This is a genomic window from Nocardia sp. NPDC058114 (assembly GCF_042884695.1).
In the GTDB taxonomy this organism is placed as follows: Bacteria; Actinomycetota; Actinomycetes; order Mycobacteriales; family Mycobacteriaceae; genus Nocardia.
The window spans coordinates 582,586-598,312 of the sequence record NZ_JBHVTK010000002.1 but is presented as its reverse complement, the minus strand read 5'-3'; the positions used below and the strand labels follow the sequence as shown (position 1 = coordinate 598,312).

Sequence of the window (15,727 nt, the reverse complement as noted above, 5' to 3'; positions counted from 1 at the left end):
TTCGTCCCCTGGACCGCTCAGCCGAGGGGTAAGTTCGTAATCGGTCGGGTGAAACTGGCTGCGGCGCTGTCGATTACGGGCGTAGACCCTGGTGGAGAAGATTTCATGGAACCGATCGTGCTGGATACGACCGGTGCCGACATCCAAGGTGAGTCGGCACGCATTCAGCAACGTGGCCCGGTGGCGCTGGTCGAACTGCCCGGTGGCGTGCCCGCCTGGTCGGTCACCGATCAGGCAGTGCTGCGGAGTCTGCTCGCCGATCCTCGGGTGTCGAAGGACCCCAGGCAGCACTGGATGTCGTTCATCAACGGCGAGATCACCGAGGCGTGGCCGTTGCTGCCGTGGGTAGCGGTCGACAACATGTTCACCGCCTACGGCGCCGATCACCGCAGGCTGCGCCGGCTGGTCTCCCCAGCTTTCAGTCATCGCCGTAGTACCGCGCTGCGTCCGCGGATCGCCGAGATCACCGAGAACCTGCTCGACGCGCTGGCAGCCACCCCGGCCGGCGCACCGGTCGATCTGCGAAGCGGCTTCGCCTATCCGGTTCCGATCCGGGTCATCACCGAACTGGTCGGTGTGCCCGAAGGGCTGGGGCCTGCGCTGCACAAGTGCGTGGACGGCTTCTTCGACGGCTCGTTCACCGCCGAGCAGGCGCAGGCCAACTACCTCGAAATGTATGGACTGGTCGGCGAACTCGTCGCCTACCGTCGTGCGCATCCTGGTGACGACGTCACCAGCGCGCTGATCGCCACGCGCGACGAGGACGACTCCGCGCTGTCGGAGAAGGAACTCGCCGACACCCTGATGCTGATCATCAATGCCGGTCACGAGACCACGGTCAATCTGCTCGACCAAGCGATCGTCGCCCTGCTCACCCATCCTGAGCAGCGCGCCGCGGTGGCCGCAGGGCAGGTGTCGTGGGCAGACGTGGTCGAGGAGACGCTGCGCTTCCAGGCACCGGTGGCACACCTGCCCCTCCGATACGCGGTCGAGGACATCGACATCGCCGGGAAGTACCGAATCGGCAAGGGCGAGGCCATCTTGGCCTCCTACGCAGGCGCAGGCCGCGACCCGAAAGTGCACGGCGCCAGCACCGCCGAGTTCGATCCCACCCGTGCCACCCGCGATCAGCACCTCGCCTTCGGCCACGGCGCACACCACTGCATCGGCGCGTCACTGGCCCGCCTCGAAGCGGCCGTTGCGTTGCCTGCACTGTTCGATCGGTTCCCGCGGATGAGCCTGGCCACGACCCGGACCGAACTGACGCCGGTGCCGAGTTTCATCTCCAACGGGCACACCAGTGTTCCGGTGTATCTCCACGCGACGTGAGCGCACCGGGGTGATTCGCGGAAGGGTTAGTGGGCGAACGGCTTCAGCCGGTCGAAGTATCCATTGGGTTTGAGCGTGTCGAGGTGCCCGAGCGCGGCGGTGACGTCCTCGCTCAACGCCCTGGCCATGTCCGCCGAGAACCCCTCCCGCACCACGACGCGCAGCACCGCGATATCGGTGGCGTTGTCCGGCATGGTGTACGCGGGCACCTGCCAGCCGTAGGAGCGCAGCGCGTGCGAGACGTCGAACTCGGTGTATTCAGGGTCGCCCGACAGCCGGAAGCTGATCACCGGGATCGCCGAGCCGTCGGTGATCACCTCGAAGTGTCCGCTCGCGCGCAGCTGGTCGCCGAGCCAGCGCGCGGTTTGCGAGAGGGATTGCATGACCAGGCTGTAGCCGAATCGGCCGAGCCTGAGGAAGTTGTAGTACTGACCGATGACCTGATTGCCGGGTCGGGAGAAGTTCAGGGTGAAAGTGGGCATGTCGCCGCCCAGGTAATTGACCCGGAAAATCAGGTCGTCGGGCAGGTACTCGGGGCCGCGCCACACCACGAACCCGATGCCGGGATACGTCAGCCCGTATTTGTGGCCACTGACGTTGATCGACACCACGCGCGGCAGCCGGAAATCCCACACCAGATCGGGATGCAGGAAGGGCACCACGAAGCCGCCGCTGGCCGCGTCGACGTGCACGGGGATGTCCAGTCCTGTGTCGGCAGCGAGCTTGTCGAGCGCCGCGCAGATGTCGCTGATCGGTTCGAGTTCGCCGGTGAATGTCGTGCCCAAGATGGCCACCACGCCGATGGTGTCCTCGTCGACGTTGGCCAGCACCTGCTCGGGTGTAATGACGTAGCGGCCCTTCTCCATCGGCAGATACCGCGGCTCGACGTCGAAATAGCGGCAGAACTTCTCCCACACCACCTGCACGTTGGACCCCATCACCATGTTCGGTGTGCGACCTTTCCACCCGTCGCCGACCTTCTCGCGCCACAGCCACTTCATCGCCAGCCCGGCCAGCATCACCGCCTCGCTGGATCCGATCGTCGATACCCCGGTGGCACTGGACGGGTCGTCGTCGCGCAGGCCCTCCGCATGGAACAGGTCGGCGACCATGCACACACACCGTTGCTCGATCGCCGCGGTCGCGGGGTATTCATCCTTGTCGATCATGTTCTTGTCGAACGTCTCCGCCATCAGCTTCTCGGCCTGTGGATCCATCCACGTCGAGACGAAGGTCGCCAGATTCAGCCTGCTGCTCCCGTCGAGCATCAGTTCGTCGTGGATGAATCGATAGGCGACGTCAGGATCCATCGATTCCTCGGGCATCCGCAGCGCGGGTACCGGCGCCATCGACAGCCGCCCGGTGTATGCCGGGGAGACCTGAGGAACGTGAGTGCGCCTGCGCGACATGGTTATCCCTTCGATTTCAGTTCTGCCAACAGCAGTTCGGACATGAGTCGGGACGCGTGTGCGAGAAGTCGGCGCCGAGCGAGCCGATGTCGTCGGCGGTCCGCTCACTGATGACGACCTGTGAGGTGGTGGTCATGGTTTCGACGGTAGTGCTGCCGTCGATGGGTCCGTATCCCCCATAACGGGTGAATCTCACCGAGGATGGGGCCTGTCGCTGTCCGGCACCAGCACCACGCTGAGACCCGGAATCGGCATGGCCGACGACATACACGGCTGCGGCGATCACTGATACGGATTGCATTATCCGTTGCAGCATCGGATCTGCTAGCGGCTGATAGCGCGGGCTACCGTGTCGCCGACCTGTTCGTCGGTGAGGCTGCTGCGCTGGATCAGCACATGCGAGAGCACGGTGCGGACGGCGATCTCCGCCGCCTGTGCCGGTGTGACCACCAGTGCTGCGCTGTCGTCGCGGGCCGCCAGCAGTGGTGCGACGAAGGCGCCGACGGTTTCGATCAGGTTGAGCTTCGACCCCTCGTGCTCGATCGCGACATTGAGCAGCCATCCTGGTTCCTGGTCGCGCAGTCGGGAGATCACCGGGTGTCGGCGCAGGTAGGGGATCGCAAAGACCACTGCCTCTTTCGCCAGCTGCCGTACCGGCGTGAAGATGTCTATCTCCAGGTAGGCGGCGCTCATCATGCGGGCAACTTCGATTTTGCTGACGGCCGCGATGAGACCGTTCTTGTCTCCGAACTCACGGTAGGCGGTCGCGCGTGAGACGCCCGCCCGGCGAGCGACCGCGGTCAGCGTCAGATCATCCAGGCCGGTCTCGGCCATCATCGCCAAGGCCGTGTCCACAAGCACGGAGGACGACTGCGTCGCGTTGGTCATGCCGGTCATTCTTCCTGTTCCCGATCCGGGATGGCACGCCCGGTTGTGGTCATGTCAGCACTGAGACTATATTGACATTCAGTCTCAGTCATGGATCCCTGACTCGATCCATGAACAGGACTCGGAACAACGACGTTCGGAGGTATGGCATGCGGAGAATCGGCGATCACGCGGTCGTGTTGGGCGCGGGCATCGGCGGGCTATTGGCCGCTCGGGTGCTCAGCGAGGCCTACTCGATGGTGACGGTGATCGAGCGGGATGCCCTGCTCCCGGACTCCGAGGCGCGAAAGGGAGTCCCGCAGGGGCGCCACGTGCACGGGCTGCTGCCGCGGGGCAAGGACATCCTCGAGGAATTGTTCCCAGGGTTCGGGCAGGACATGCGAACAAGCGGTGTGGTCGAATGCGACGCGCTCCGCGAAGTCCGCTTCACCATGGCCGGTCGGACCCTCAAGCGAGTATCGACCGGACACAGGGCCTTTCAGGCAAGTCGCCCACACCTCGAGCAGCACCTCCGCACGCGGGTCGCGGCGCTGCCCAACGTCACCATTCGCGACAGGTGTGATGCCGGGTCGCTCGTTGTCAGCACCGATGGAACGCGGATATCCGGGGTCGCGATCGTGGACCGTTCGGATGGGGCGCGTGAAACCATCGACGCGGACCTGGTCGTGGCATCGATGGGTCGAGCCGGCGTCGTCCCCTCATGGCTCGACAAGCTCGGCTACGACCGCCCAGCCGAAGAAGGCACCGCGATCGACATCATCTACCGCAGCGCCTTCATCCAGCTGCCGCCGAACGCATTGCCTCACGACAAGCTGGTCACGATCGGGGTACGCGATCTACCCCCGCGTGCCCTCGCCCTGTTCGCCGTCGAGGGCAACCGGCACATCCTGACGCTGATCGGCCACGACGGCGAGGAGCCGCCCAGGGACCAGGAAGGATTCCTCGACTTCGCCGCAGCCATCGCCCCGCCCGACGTGCTCGATGCCATCAAGAACGGTGAAATCATCGGCGATATCTCGACCTTCCGCTACAAGGCCAACCTGCGCCGACGCTACGAGCGGCTCGATCGCTTTCCCGAGGGACTGCTCGCGGTCGGTGACAGTCTGTGCAGCTTCAGCCCCGTCTACGGGCAGGGCATGACTGTCGCCGCGATCCAGATGGCCGTGCTGCGTGAGTGCCTCGCGCGGGGTGGAAAGAATCTTGCCACCAGGTTCTACACGGCGGTCACGCCGGAAATCGACAACGCCTGGCAACTCACCGTGATCGCCGACGGCGCCATGCCACACGTCAGTGCCGGTGTCTCGTTGCCGGTCCGAGCCGCCGTGGCGGCGCTCGAGCCGGTGCTGATCGCCGCCGAGCGTGACACCGCGGTCGCGACAACCCTGTACCGGGTGATGGGACTCGTCGACAAACCCCGCGCACTGCTTTCGCCCGTCATCGCCGCCCGCATCGCCGTCGCCAACGCCCGCGCCGCACTGGAAACCCTTGTCGGCACAGCATCTTCGTCGCACAGCCACACCTGAGCGAGGGCGCCGAGGATCAATTCGTCCACCGAGGCACGTTCGGCGGTCGAATCCAACGGATCGGGGCCCCGCGACACGGCTGAGGATCATGACGCGATCGAGGGCTTGACCCTGACACAGTGACAACGTCTTCACTGGAGGCAGGAGGTGGTTCCCATGAACTCGACACCAGCACACTCGGTAGACCCGCGGCTGCTTGCCGCACTGAGCGCGGAGACTGCGTCGATCCGGCTGCGGGCCGCCCTGGCCGCGGGCACACATCCAGGCCCGGCGCTGCTCGGAGTCCTGATCGACCGCTGCGCCGTGGAGCCGGACTTCTTCGTCCGCGACATGCTCACCTGGGCACTGACCAGGCTCCCCGGCGAGCTGACCGTGCCGCGGCTGCGCGCCGAGCTGGAATCCGGGGGTGCCCAGGCCCGCAGCCAAGCGCTGCACACCCTGTCCAAGATCGGCGATCCGGCAGTCTGGCCGGCGATCACCCCCGCGCTGCTGCGCGATCCCGACGACGACGTGGCCCGCAGCGCGTGGCGAGCCGCGGTCGTTCTCGTGCCCGATGCCGAGCGCGCGGCGCTGGCCGCCGAACTGGCCACCCAATTCGGGCGCGGTGATCGAGATGTTCGGCGCAGCCTGAGCCGGGCGCTGGCCACCCTGGGTGAGGTGATCACCACGGTGCTCCACCGGGCGGCCGGCAGTACCGACCCGCACGTGCGAGGTCACGCACAGGCCACCGAGCGGCTGCTGCGCGACCCGGACGCGGCCTTCGATCCCGACATCGACGCGGCGAAAAGAGTCGCGGCGCTCGACGGCGCACCGTGCTGATCGGCGAGGTGGCGCGGCGTTCGGGAGTCAGCACCCGAATGCTGCGCCACTACGACTCGCTCGGACTGGTGCGGCCCACCGGGCGCACCGTCGGCGGCTACCGTCAGTACTCCGACGCCGACATCCGCGGCATCTTCCACGTGGAGAGCCTGCGCTCCCTCGGGCTGTCGCTGCGCGAGATCGCTCGCGTACTCGCAGACAAATCGTTCACGCCGCAGACCTTGGTGAGCGAGCTGATCGCACGCACCGAGGAACGGCTGGCGCGCGAGCGCGAACTACTCGAACGTCTGCGCGCTGTCGAAAACGCCGAGCCCGGTGACTGGCACGACGCGCTACGCATCGTCGAACTCATGCGCACACTCGGCTCGACCGACCCCCACCGCCGCCTGCAGGCAGTGCTGAACCCGGCCGACAACGTGCCGGTGCCGACCGAGATGCTGGCCGCGGCCGTGCTCACCGAGGCCGAACCCAACATGGCAGGCGCCCTGCGCTGGGCGCTGTCGCGGGCAGGCGAGGACGGACTGGTCGGGCTCGCGCCCGGGCTGGCCGCCGCCGATGCCGAGGTCCGGCGCCGGGCGGTGCTGGCCGTGGCGGAAATCCCGGGCGACGCCGCGACCGCGCTGCTCACCGCCGCACTCGACGACCCGAACCCGACCGTCCGTGCCCCCGCCGCTCTGGCCGCCGGCAGTCGCGGGATCAGAGCGGCCGAACCGATCCTGGTGGCCATGGTGATCGCGGGCACCAACGATGTCGACGCCGGCGAAGTGCTCGGCGCGCTGTCGCAGGACCCGGAATCCGCGGATCGAATACTGGGCGCGCTGACCGCCGCGCTGACCACACACGAAGACGACGCCGGCATCCGCATCCGGCTCGTCCAAGCGCTGGTGGAGCTGCCCGGCACCCGCGCGCTGGCGACCCTGCGGGCACTGAGCGCGGACACCGATCACTCCGTCGCACTCGTCGCCACCGCCTTCACCGACATGGTCGCTGCGCGAGCGACGAGCCCGGATTGCTGATCACAGCCGGTGGCTGTTCGTGGGCCCGCTGGCCACCGATGTCGCCGAACCCGCGGGCCGCCCTACCGAGCAGGTTCAGCGCAGAACGCGGGTGAACAAGCCGGTCAGTTCGGTCCAGTGCCGGGCATCGGCCCCGGCGTCATAGACATCGGTGTCGGATTGGGTGAAGCCGTGGCCGGCACCGGGATACACCTCGGTGCGGAAGATGGTGCCTGCGGCGCTGAAGGCGGCGTCGAGCTGTTCGATCTGTTCCGGCGGGAGGCCGGGGTCGGCGTCGGCGTGCGCGAGATACACCTCGGCGGTGATTCGATCGACTACGGCGTGCGGGCTGGTGGAGTCTTCGGTGGCCAGCCGGCCGCCGTGAAAGCCGGCCACCGCGGCCACTCGGTCGGGGTAGGCGGCGGCGGTGTGTAGTGCGTGGCGCACGCCCATGCAATAGCCGGACAGGCCCACCGGATTGCCCGTGGTCAGCGGGGAATCCGCCAGCCACGACAGATACGCGTCGGCGTCGGCGACGACGAGCTCGGGTGTCAACGCAGTCAGCAGCGGGCGCAGGACACCGAAGATCTCACCGCGACGGTCGGCCCCGATGACATCGGGAAGGTCGACCACCGGTGCGCAACCGTGGCGGTAGAACAGATTCGGAACGAGCACCGTGAAGCCGTGGGCGGCGAGGCGTTCGGCGTCACGGCGCACCACCGGCCGCAGCCCGAACGCGTCGGAGAACACCAGCACCGCGGGGTGGGGCGCGTTGTCGTCGGGGTAGGCGAGGAAGGAATCGGCCTTGCCGTCGGCCGTGGCCACGGCGAGGGTGAGCGTGTGTACCGCCACAGCGGAACCTCCTGAGCGCGTCGAGTTGACCACAATCTACTGATCGCGCAGCGGTGATCCGGCGCTCGAACCGGCCGGGACCGGCATTTGCGCACGCACTGAATTCGACGCAGCGCAAGCGGATCCGGGTACCAGCACCACCTGGATACCAGGATCGGCATGGACCACGATGATGGGATGAGTGAAGCGGTCGACCTGCGCTCGGTGAGCACCGAGCGCCGAGCCCAGCTCGGTGCGTTCCTGAAGTCCCGTCGCGCCAAGATCACCCCCGTGGATGTGGGTCTGCCACCGGGCCCGCGGCGGCGAACGCCGGGTCTGCGGCGCGAAGAAGTCGCGCAGCTGTCGGGAATCGGCGTCACCTGGTACACGTGGCTCGAGCAGGGCAGACCGATCAACGCCAGTGTTCAGGTGCTCGACGCGGTGGCGCGCACCCTCGGCCTGGATCACGCCGAGAAAGTGCATCTCTATCGCCTCGCGGATGTGCCGTCGGTGCCCGCTGCGGCGGTGGAGTCGGCGATGCCGCCCGGTCTGCCGATGATCCTGGACCAGCTCGCACCCTTGCCCGCGGTGCTTCTCGATTCCCGATACGACGTCCTGGCGCACAATGACGCCTATCGCGTGTTGTTTCCCGGCCTCGCCCGCCCCGACGCCAATGTGCTGCGCACGGTGTTCCTGACACCGGAGTGCTGCAATCCCTATCGGCACAACATCGATGATCTGCGTCGCATGGTTGCCTACCTGCGCGGTGCGTCGGTCCGTCACCTCGACGATCCGGCCTGGCAGGAGTTGATCGACGAGCTGTGTACTTCCAGCGCCGAGTTCGCCAGAATGTGGGCTCGCAACGACGTGGCGGTGCCGGTGAACCTGGTCAAGGTGATCCAGCATCTCGCCGTGGGTGACCTCGCGATGCATCTGACGATCATGAGTCTGCCCGCCACCGACGGCGAGTGGATCCAGATCTTCACCCCGGTCGACGACGCCGAGGCCGCGAAGCTCTCCGAGCTGCTGGCGATGTCGGACGACGAGCGGCGGCGGCCCGGCGAAGATCATCGGCGGCGATTCCACCGGTCGGCTGACCTGGGGTGATGGCGGATCACGCCGGGACTCAGATATCCGAAATCGATAGCGCGAAGACACAACTCGCAAACTGAATTCCTCAGGTACTATCGCCGACGGGGGAGCACGAGATGAACGATGGTCTTCGGCTGCCCTATACCGATATGCGACCATCTCCAGGGGATGAAACTTGATCCACATGACACCGAACCCCACCTCGCGTCGGCGCTTCGCGCGACGTTCCGGCATCACTTCGGTCGTCGCGGCGGCGGCGGTCTGCGCGGCCCTCGTATCCGGCTGCACCAAAGACGATTCGGCCACCACGGCGGGCCCGGCGCCCACCGGCCAGCTGCCCGAGGGCGCACAGATCGTGAAGGAGTCGGCGAAGACCACGCAGACCCTGCACAACGTGCACCTGAAGATCAACGTCAAGAACCTGCCCGACCTGCCGGTGGAAACCGTGTCGGCCGATGTCACCAACGAGACCCAGGGCTCGGGCGCGGCGATGGGTGACGCGAAGGTCAAGCTCACCCCCGAAGCCTCGTTCACCGAGGCGAAGTTCCTTGTGGTGGACAAGGTCCTGTACACCCAGGCCGGTGGCCGCTACGTGCCGTCGGGTCCGGCGGAGAAGGTCTACGATCCGGGCGTCATCCTGGACAAGGACAAGGGCATCGCGAATGTGATCGCCAATATCCAGAATGCGAAGACCGAGGGCCGTGAGGTGATCGACGGCATCAACACCGTCAAGGTCTCCGGCACCATCGACGCCGCTGTGATCGACCCGATCGTGCCGCGCATCGGTCAGAACGCGGGCACCATGCCGATCACCGTGTGGATCCAGGACACCGCCCCGCCCGCCTCCGATTCGACCAAGCCCTCGGACGCCGCGTCCACCGGCGACGGCCCGAATCTTGTTCGCGCCGTGGTGAAGAAGGATCAGGGCGAGGTCACCGTCGGCCTGTCGAACTGGGCCAAGCCCGTCAACATCATCAAGCCCGCCGGCTGATATTCGCCGGTAATACCGGATCAACCCACACCGGTCCGGGGTCAGCGGAGCCTGGCACGCAGTGCCCTCCGCAGCCCCGGGCCGGTGTGTCGTCTGGGTGTCGCCTGCGGTAAACGAATCACGAACGCACGAGTACGCATCCAATAAGAGAATGTTCAGCGAGATGCAAGGCGCCACAAGGACTATACGTGTCGGGACGCTGGTCGGCAGGCAACACGCATCGGACGCCGATCGGACACGGAGGAAGAACTAATGACGATCGATGATCGACCTGATGAAGCGGAGCGCGAGCTCCCGCCACCGCCCGGCCCGGGGGGTCGGCCTCCCGTCAACAACGTATGGGTTTATAACGGCAGAGCCTACGACCTGAGTGACTGGATCTCCAAGCATCCAGGCGGTGAATTCTTCATCGGCCGCACGAAAAATCGCGATATCACCTCGATCATCGGTTCCTACCACCGTGATCCGGAAAAAATCGCGCGGATGATCGAGCGTTACAGTCTCGGTCGCGATGCCACGCCCGAGGACATCCATCCGAAGAACAACGCCCCCGACTTCCTGTTCAAGGACGGCTTCAACAGCTGGGACGACACCCCGAAGTACAAGTTCGACAACAAGTCCGATCTGCTGCACCAGGTGAAGGCCCGGCTCAAGGAACCGGAGCTGGCGGCCCGACTGCAACGGATGGACCGCGCGTTCAACATCGTCGTCGGCGTGCTGATCTTCGCCTACATCGCCGTGCAGGCGCTCCGCCTCTACGACACGAGCTGGATGCCGTTGCCCGCCTTCGTGATCGCGATGGTGCTGCTGCGCAGCTCACTGGCCGGGTTCGGTCACTACGCGATCCACCGCGCGCAGAAGGGCTTGAACAAGTACGCGGTCAACGCCTTCGACATGAACTATGTCGCACTGTCTTTCGTCACCGCCGACGGGCACGCGCTACTGCACCACCCGCACACCCAGAGTGAAGTCGACATCAAGAAGAACGTCTTCACGATGATGATGCAGATCCCGCGCCTGTACCGGGTGCCGGTGCACACCGTGCACAAGTTCGGACATCTGCTGACGGGCATGATCATTCGCCTCCTCGATGTCTGCCGGCTCACCCGCAAGGTGGGCATCAAGGACATGTACGGCAGCTGGCGTGGCGCGCTGCCGCACTTCATCGGCTCGTTCGGGATGCGGTTCCTGCTGGTGGCCGAGTTCGTGGCCTTCGCCATCGCGGGCGACCTGCTCGCCTGGGGCCTGCAGTTCGTGATCACGCTGTGGATCAGCACCTTCATGGTGGTGGCCAGCCACGACTTCGAGATCCCGACCGAGGAACTGCACACCGAGACCGAGGACTGGGCGGTGAACCAGCTCGAGCAGGCCTACGACCTGACCGTGGTCGGTAACAAGTACGTCGACTGCTTCCTCTCGGCGGGCTTGAGCTCGCACCGTGCTCATCACGTACTTCCGTTCCAGCGCAGTGGTTTCGCCAACATCGCGTCGGAGAACGTGGTGCGTGAGGAGGCCGCGAAGTTCGGTGTGGAGTGGCTGCCCGCCAAGAGCTTCTTCGGAGATCGTTTCCCCAAGCTGTGCCGGACCTATCTGCTCGCGCCCTCCCGTGAGGCCGAGGAGAACCGGTGGGGTTTCGTGCGCGAACACTGCGCACCATCAGCGCTGAAGACCTGTGTCGTCTACACCGCGCAGGGCTTCTCCGGCATCGGAACCGTCTGACCCGGCCCGTTGCCACCTCTGATCTGTCTCGAAAGGATTTGTGCCCGTGTCTGTTTCCTTTGACCTGCTCCGCACGCCCGACGTCGAGCGCGGGCACGACCTGCTACCACCCACGCCGCCGACGACCGTCGGCGTGATCGAAGCGGTCGCCACCGGTTCGCCCTCGCTGGTCGTCGAGCAGTCCGTGAACGCGGGCCGGGTCGCCGAACTGTTCTCCGATCCCGCTCAGCGCCAGCGCATTCCGCGGATCTACGCCAAGACCAGGATCGACACCCGCCACCTCGCCATCGACCCACTCGACCCCGAGTTCCTCGAGTTCAGCCGCAAGCCCGGCACCATCCGGGAGCGGATGAACCTGTTCTTCGAACACGCCGTGCCGCTCGCCGTCGACGTCGCCCAGCGCGCCGTCGCGGGGCTGGCGGACCCGGCCGAGGATATCGGCCAGTTGATCTTCGTGACCAGCACCGGCTTCATCGCTCCCGGCGTCGACGTCGCGGTGGTCAAGCAGCTGGGTCTGTCGCCGAAGGTCGGCCGGATGGTCATCAATTTCATGGGTTGCGCCGCGGCCATGAACGGCATCCGCGCCGCCGTCGACTATGTCCGGGCCCATCCGGACAAGAAGGCGATGGTGCTGTGCATCGAATTGAGTTCGGTCAACGCCGTTTTCGACGATGACGTCAACGACGTGATCACCCACAGCCTGTTCGGTGACGGCTGCGGGGCGGTGGTGATCGGCGCCAACCAGGTGCACAAGCCGCTCGCGGCAGGCAGCGTCGTGATCCGCGACAGCTTCAGCCACCTGTTCGACGACGCCGAGGACGGCATCGTGCTCGGCGTGAAGGACGCGGGCATCACCTGCGAACTGGCGACCAGCCTGCCCGACTACATCTACCGCGGTGTCGACCCGGTGGTGTCGGAAGTGCTGGCGCGCAACGGACTCGGAAAGTCCGATATCGAGTTGTGGGCGATCCACCCCGGTGGCCCCCGCATCATCGAGGAGTCGGCGCATTCGCTCGGCATTCCCGCCGAGCTGGCGGCGCCGAGCTGGGCGGTGCTCGCCGAGCACGGCAACATGCTCAGTGTCTCGCTGATCTTCGTGTTGGAGCGGATGATCCGCGACGCACAGACAGCGGCACCGATCTCTACCGGTGTGGCGTTCTCGTTCGCACCCGGTGTCACCCTCGAGGGCATCGTGTTCGATGTCATCCGAAGCTGAGAGCCGAAGGTTATGCATCTGCTCCGTTTTCTCGCCGCGCTGTCGCCGGCCAGGATCGCGGCCGTCGTCGCCGCGGGCCTGATCTGCGGCGCCGCCAACACCTACCTGGTGACGCTGATCAACGCGGTCGTCTCGCCGCGCCCGCAGCCGGACAACCTGCTGCTGCGCTTCGGTGGCACGGGTCTGGTGATCCTCGTCAGCGGTGTGCTGTCGCAGGTTCTGCTGATCCGGCTCTCCCAGGACGCGATCTACCGGTTGCGCAGCGACCTGAGCTCCGGAATCGTCTCCGCCCCACTGGAACACCTCGAACGGCTCGGCATGCACCGCCTGATGGCGACGCTCACCGAGGACGTGCGTTCGCTGTCGCAGGCCGTCACCGCCATTCCCTCGATCTGCGTGGATGTGGCGACCATCGTCGGCTGCTTCGTGTTCCTCGCCGTGGTTTCGGGACCGATTTTCGCGGTCACGGTCGGCGGCACATTGGTCGGCATCGCGTGTGTCGAACTGGTTCTCAAGCGCGTCCGCGGTATCTACCGGGAAGCTCGGGAGAACGAGGACGCGTTGCTGCGATCGTTCCAGGCCGTCACCCTCGGCATCAAGGAACTGAAGCTGCACCGTGGTCGTCGCCGTGACTTCATGGACCGGCACCTGCTCGGTTCGGCGGGCACGCTGCGCGATCAGAACACCGACGCGGGCTCGAAGTTCTCCTACGCCCAAGGCTTCGGCCAGGCGTTGCAGCTGGGCACGATGGCGCTGATCCTGTTCGTCATCGCGGCCGCACTGGATCTGCCGCGCGAGACGATGGTCGGCTACGTGCTGGTCACCACGTTCCTGGCGATGCCGATGCAGAACTTCATGCACCGCATCCCCGATCTGCTGCGTGGTGATGTGGCGCTGGCCAAGATCCGGGCGATGAACCTGTCGATGACCACGCTGCACGACGAGGAGTCGCTGCCGTATTCGGAGCGTCCAGCGGCAGGGGAGGCCAAGCTGGAACTGACCAACGTCAGCTACATCTATCGTTCGGAGGCGCCCTCGCAGGTGCCACCGCCGCCGGGATCGCACGGGCCGGGTGGGCATCCACCGCGTCCGGGGATGCCGCCGCGCGAGGGCGACGGCAGGCCGCCGCATCCGCATCCCGCTCACCCCGGCGCGCATCCGGGTGGCGGTCAGGTGGATGTCAACGGCAAGAACTGGGTCGACCACGGTGGCGTGGATGTGCGCCCGCTGGCTCCGCCGCCCGGGCGCGACGAGTCCGAGGACGCCGGTTTCCGTCTCGGCCCGATCGACCTGGTTTTCGAACCTGGCCAGATCACGTTCATCGTCGGTGGCAACGGCAGCGGGAAGTCGACGCTGGCCAAGCTCATCACCGGTCTGTATGTGCCACGCTCGGGGTCGTTGTCGCTCAACGGGGAGAGGATCGACCACGACAACATCGAGTGGTACCGGCAGAATTCGTCGGCGGTGTTCACCGATTTCCATCTGTTCGAGGATTACCTGGGTTTCGACCGCCCCGGTATCGACGCCGAAGTCCAGCGTTATCTCGACGAGTTGCAGATCGCGCACAAGGTGACGGTGCAGGACGGGCGATTGTCGACCGTCGACCTGTCGCAGGGGCAGCGCAAGCGGTTGGCCCTGCTCACCGCCCTGCTCGAAGACCGCCAGATCTATGTCTTCGACGAATGGGCCGCCGATCAGGAGCCGCGGTTCCGCGATGTGTTCTACCACGAGATCCTCACCGATCTGAAGCGTCGGGGTAAGACGGTCATCGTGATCACCCATGACGACCGGTACTTCGATTGCGCCGACCAATTGGTGAAGCTCGACTTCGGTCTCGTCGCTGTGTGAGGCGTGAACGCCGGTCCCTCGCGGGGCCGGCGTTCTCGTGTGTCAGGCGATGTCGCGGTACTCGGCGATGTGGCGCGACATCGGTGGCCGGTCGGCCAGGCTGACCTCGGAAGGTGTTCGCCGCCACCCGGTTTCCCCGGGCAGGAACTGCACCAGGCCGATCCCGGAATCCCGGATGCCGAGTCGGTCGAGCAGAGTCGCCACGACCTGGCGGCTCATCACCGCCAGTTCGTGCGTCGGCCGATGACGATGCACGCGAATCCCGAGGTCGACCTGGGCGATGGCAGACACACCGCGCCGCTGCCAGCAATCGAGCAGGATCCCGATCTCCGCGCCGTACCCGCCGGCGATGGAGATCTGCCCGAGAAACGCACGCGTGGCGCCACATTCGCCGCCGAGCGGCTGGATGATCTCGGCCAGCGCGGGTGCGAGCGCGGTGAGCAGCGGACGCGCCACGAGCTGTGTGACCCGGCCACCGCCGTCGGCGTCATCGGTCGTCGGCCTGCGATAGAAGCCCTTCACCAGGGCGATGTGGGGGTCGGCGAGCAACGGTGCGAGCAGGGTGGGTGCGAACATCGGATCGGGGTCGACGAGGTCCGCGTCCAGGACAACGATCAGGTCACCGGTACACACCGCCATCGACCGCCACAGCACCTCGCCCTTGCCCGGCCGCACCGCCACTCCCGGCAACGCCTGCTCCCGCGTGAAGACCTCGGCCCCGGCGGCGCGCGCCCGCGCGATGGTCCGATCAGCGGACCCGGCATCGAGCACGATCAACTCGTCGACCAGCCCACCGAGCAGCGGCGTCACCGAAGCGACCACCCCGGCGACGGTGTCCTCGTCATCCAGCGCGGGCACCACCACCGAGACCCGACGACCCGCCTTGCGGTCGATCAGTTCACGGACGTCCATCCAGTCAGTCAACGACACACTCACCACTCCCGCTACCGCTGCGTCTCGATCTGTGACCGAGCCCAACGGTTTTCCGCCCGTGCTTGGACATACCTACAGGTCCGTGCCGGTCACTGAACGCAGACCCGATGGCAGGCCCGGCGGGTACCGTGGGG

General features: G+C 66.2%; 13 protein-coding genes. 9 read left to right on the top strand and 4 right to left on the bottom strand.

From position 1 onward, the window contains the following. Positions 1-105 precede the first annotated feature (105 nt). Positions 106-1,329 carry a cytochrome P450 gene (locus ACFVVI_RS11300; protein WP_387445163.1) on the top strand — a complete coding sequence of 408 codons (1,224 nt, stop codon included), beginning with the start codon at positions 106-108 and terminating at the stop codon, positions 1,327-1,329. 26 nt (positions 1,330-1,355) lie between these two features. On the opposite strand, the gene ACFVVI_RS11295 is transcribed toward ACFVVI_RS11300, so the two are convergent. Together ACFVVI_RS11295 and ACFVVI_RS11290 are read right to left on the bottom strand one after the other, a co-directional pair. Continuing rightward, the gene (locus ACFVVI_RS11295) at positions 1,356-2,738 is read right to left on the bottom strand and encodes a glutamate decarboxylase (protein ID WP_387445161.1); all 1,383 of its coding nucleotides are present in this window, start codon (positions 2,736-2,738) and stop codon (positions 1,356-1,358) included. A gap of 324 nt (positions 2,739-3,062) precedes the next feature. Beyond that, on the bottom strand, positions 3,063-3,635 hold the full coding sequence (locus ACFVVI_RS11290) for a TetR/AcrR family transcriptional regulator (protein WP_387445159.1): 573 nt from the start codon (positions 3,633-3,635) through the stop codon (positions 3,063-3,065). A 140-nt stretch (positions 3,636-3,775) separates the two neighbouring features. Here ACFVVI_RS11290 and ACFVVI_RS11285 point away from each other — a divergent pair, with 140 nt between their 5' ends. The 3 genes from ACFVVI_RS11285 (at position 3,776) to ACFVVI_RS11275 (ending at position 6,984) form a co-directional block, all read left to right on the top strand. After that, positions 3,776-5,149 carry an FAD-dependent oxidoreductase gene (locus ACFVVI_RS11285; RefSeq protein WP_387445157.1) on the top strand — a complete coding sequence of 458 codons (1,374 nt, stop codon included), beginning with the start codon at positions 3,776-3,778 and terminating at the stop codon, positions 5,147-5,149. Positions 5,150-5,305: 156 nt separating this feature from the next. Further along, the gene (locus ACFVVI_RS11280; RefSeq protein WP_387445155.1) at positions 5,306-5,968 is read left to right on the top strand and encodes a HEAT repeat domain-containing protein; all 663 of its coding nucleotides are present in this window, start codon (positions 5,306-5,308) and stop codon (positions 5,966-5,968) included. Next, positions 5,962-6,984 carry a MerR family transcriptional regulator gene (locus tag ACFVVI_RS11275; protein WP_387445154.1) on the top strand — a complete coding sequence of 341 codons (1,023 nt, stop codon included), beginning with the start codon at positions 5,962-5,964 and terminating at the stop codon, positions 6,982-6,984. Before ACFVVI_RS11280 ends, ACFVVI_RS11275 begins: the two co-directional genes overlap by 7 nt. Positions 6,985-7,059: 75 nt before the next feature. On the opposite strand, the gene ACFVVI_RS11270 is transcribed toward ACFVVI_RS11275, so the two are convergent. Further along, the gene (locus tag ACFVVI_RS11270; RefSeq protein WP_387445152.1) at positions 7,060-7,815 is read right to left on the bottom strand and encodes a dienelactone hydrolase family protein; all 756 of its coding nucleotides are present in this window, start codon (positions 7,813-7,815) and stop codon (positions 7,060-7,062) included. Positions 7,816-7,992: 177 nt separating this feature from the next. Here ACFVVI_RS11270 and ACFVVI_RS11265 point away from each other — a divergent pair, with 177 nt between their 5' ends. From ACFVVI_RS11265 to ACFVVI_RS11245, 5 genes are all read left to right on the top strand, one after another. Next, positions 7,993-8,901, top strand: coding sequence for a helix-turn-helix transcriptional regulator (locus ACFVVI_RS11265; protein ID WP_387445151.1), 909 nt, complete (start codon positions 7,993-7,995; stop codon positions 8,899-8,901). A gap of 169 nt (positions 8,902-9,070) precedes the next feature. Continuing rightward, positions 9,071-9,877 (top strand): LppX_LprAFG lipoprotein, encoded by an 807-nt coding sequence (locus ACFVVI_RS11260; protein WP_378995946.1) that lies wholly within the window; start codon positions 9,071-9,073, stop codon positions 9,875-9,877. Positions 9,878-10,129: 252 nt separating this feature from the next. Then, positions 10,130-11,596, top strand: coding sequence for a fatty acid desaturase (locus ACFVVI_RS11255; RefSeq protein WP_378995943.1), 1,467 nt, complete (start codon positions 10,130-10,132; stop codon positions 11,594-11,596). Positions 11,597-11,642: 46 nt separating this feature from the next. Then, positions 11,643-12,812 (top strand): type III polyketide synthase, encoded by a 1,170-nt coding sequence (locus tag ACFVVI_RS11250; protein WP_379316352.1) that lies wholly within the window; start codon positions 11,643-11,645, stop codon positions 12,810-12,812. Between the two features lie 12 nt (positions 12,813-12,824). Then, positions 12,825-14,660: an ATP-binding cassette domain-containing protein gene (locus ACFVVI_RS11245; protein WP_387445150.1), complete on the top strand. Its 1,836-nt coding sequence runs from the start codon at positions 12,825-12,827 to the stop codon at positions 14,658-14,660. Between the two features lie 42 nt (positions 14,661-14,702). Here the strand turns inward: ACFVVI_RS11245 and ACFVVI_RS11240 are convergent, their stop codons facing one another. After that, complete coding sequence (locus ACFVVI_RS11240; RefSeq protein WP_387445149.1) at positions 14,703-15,599, bottom strand: glucosyl-3-phosphoglycerate synthase; 897 nt, start codon at positions 15,597-15,599, stop codon at positions 14,703-14,705. Between the last annotated feature and the right edge of the window lie 128 nt (positions 15,600-15,727).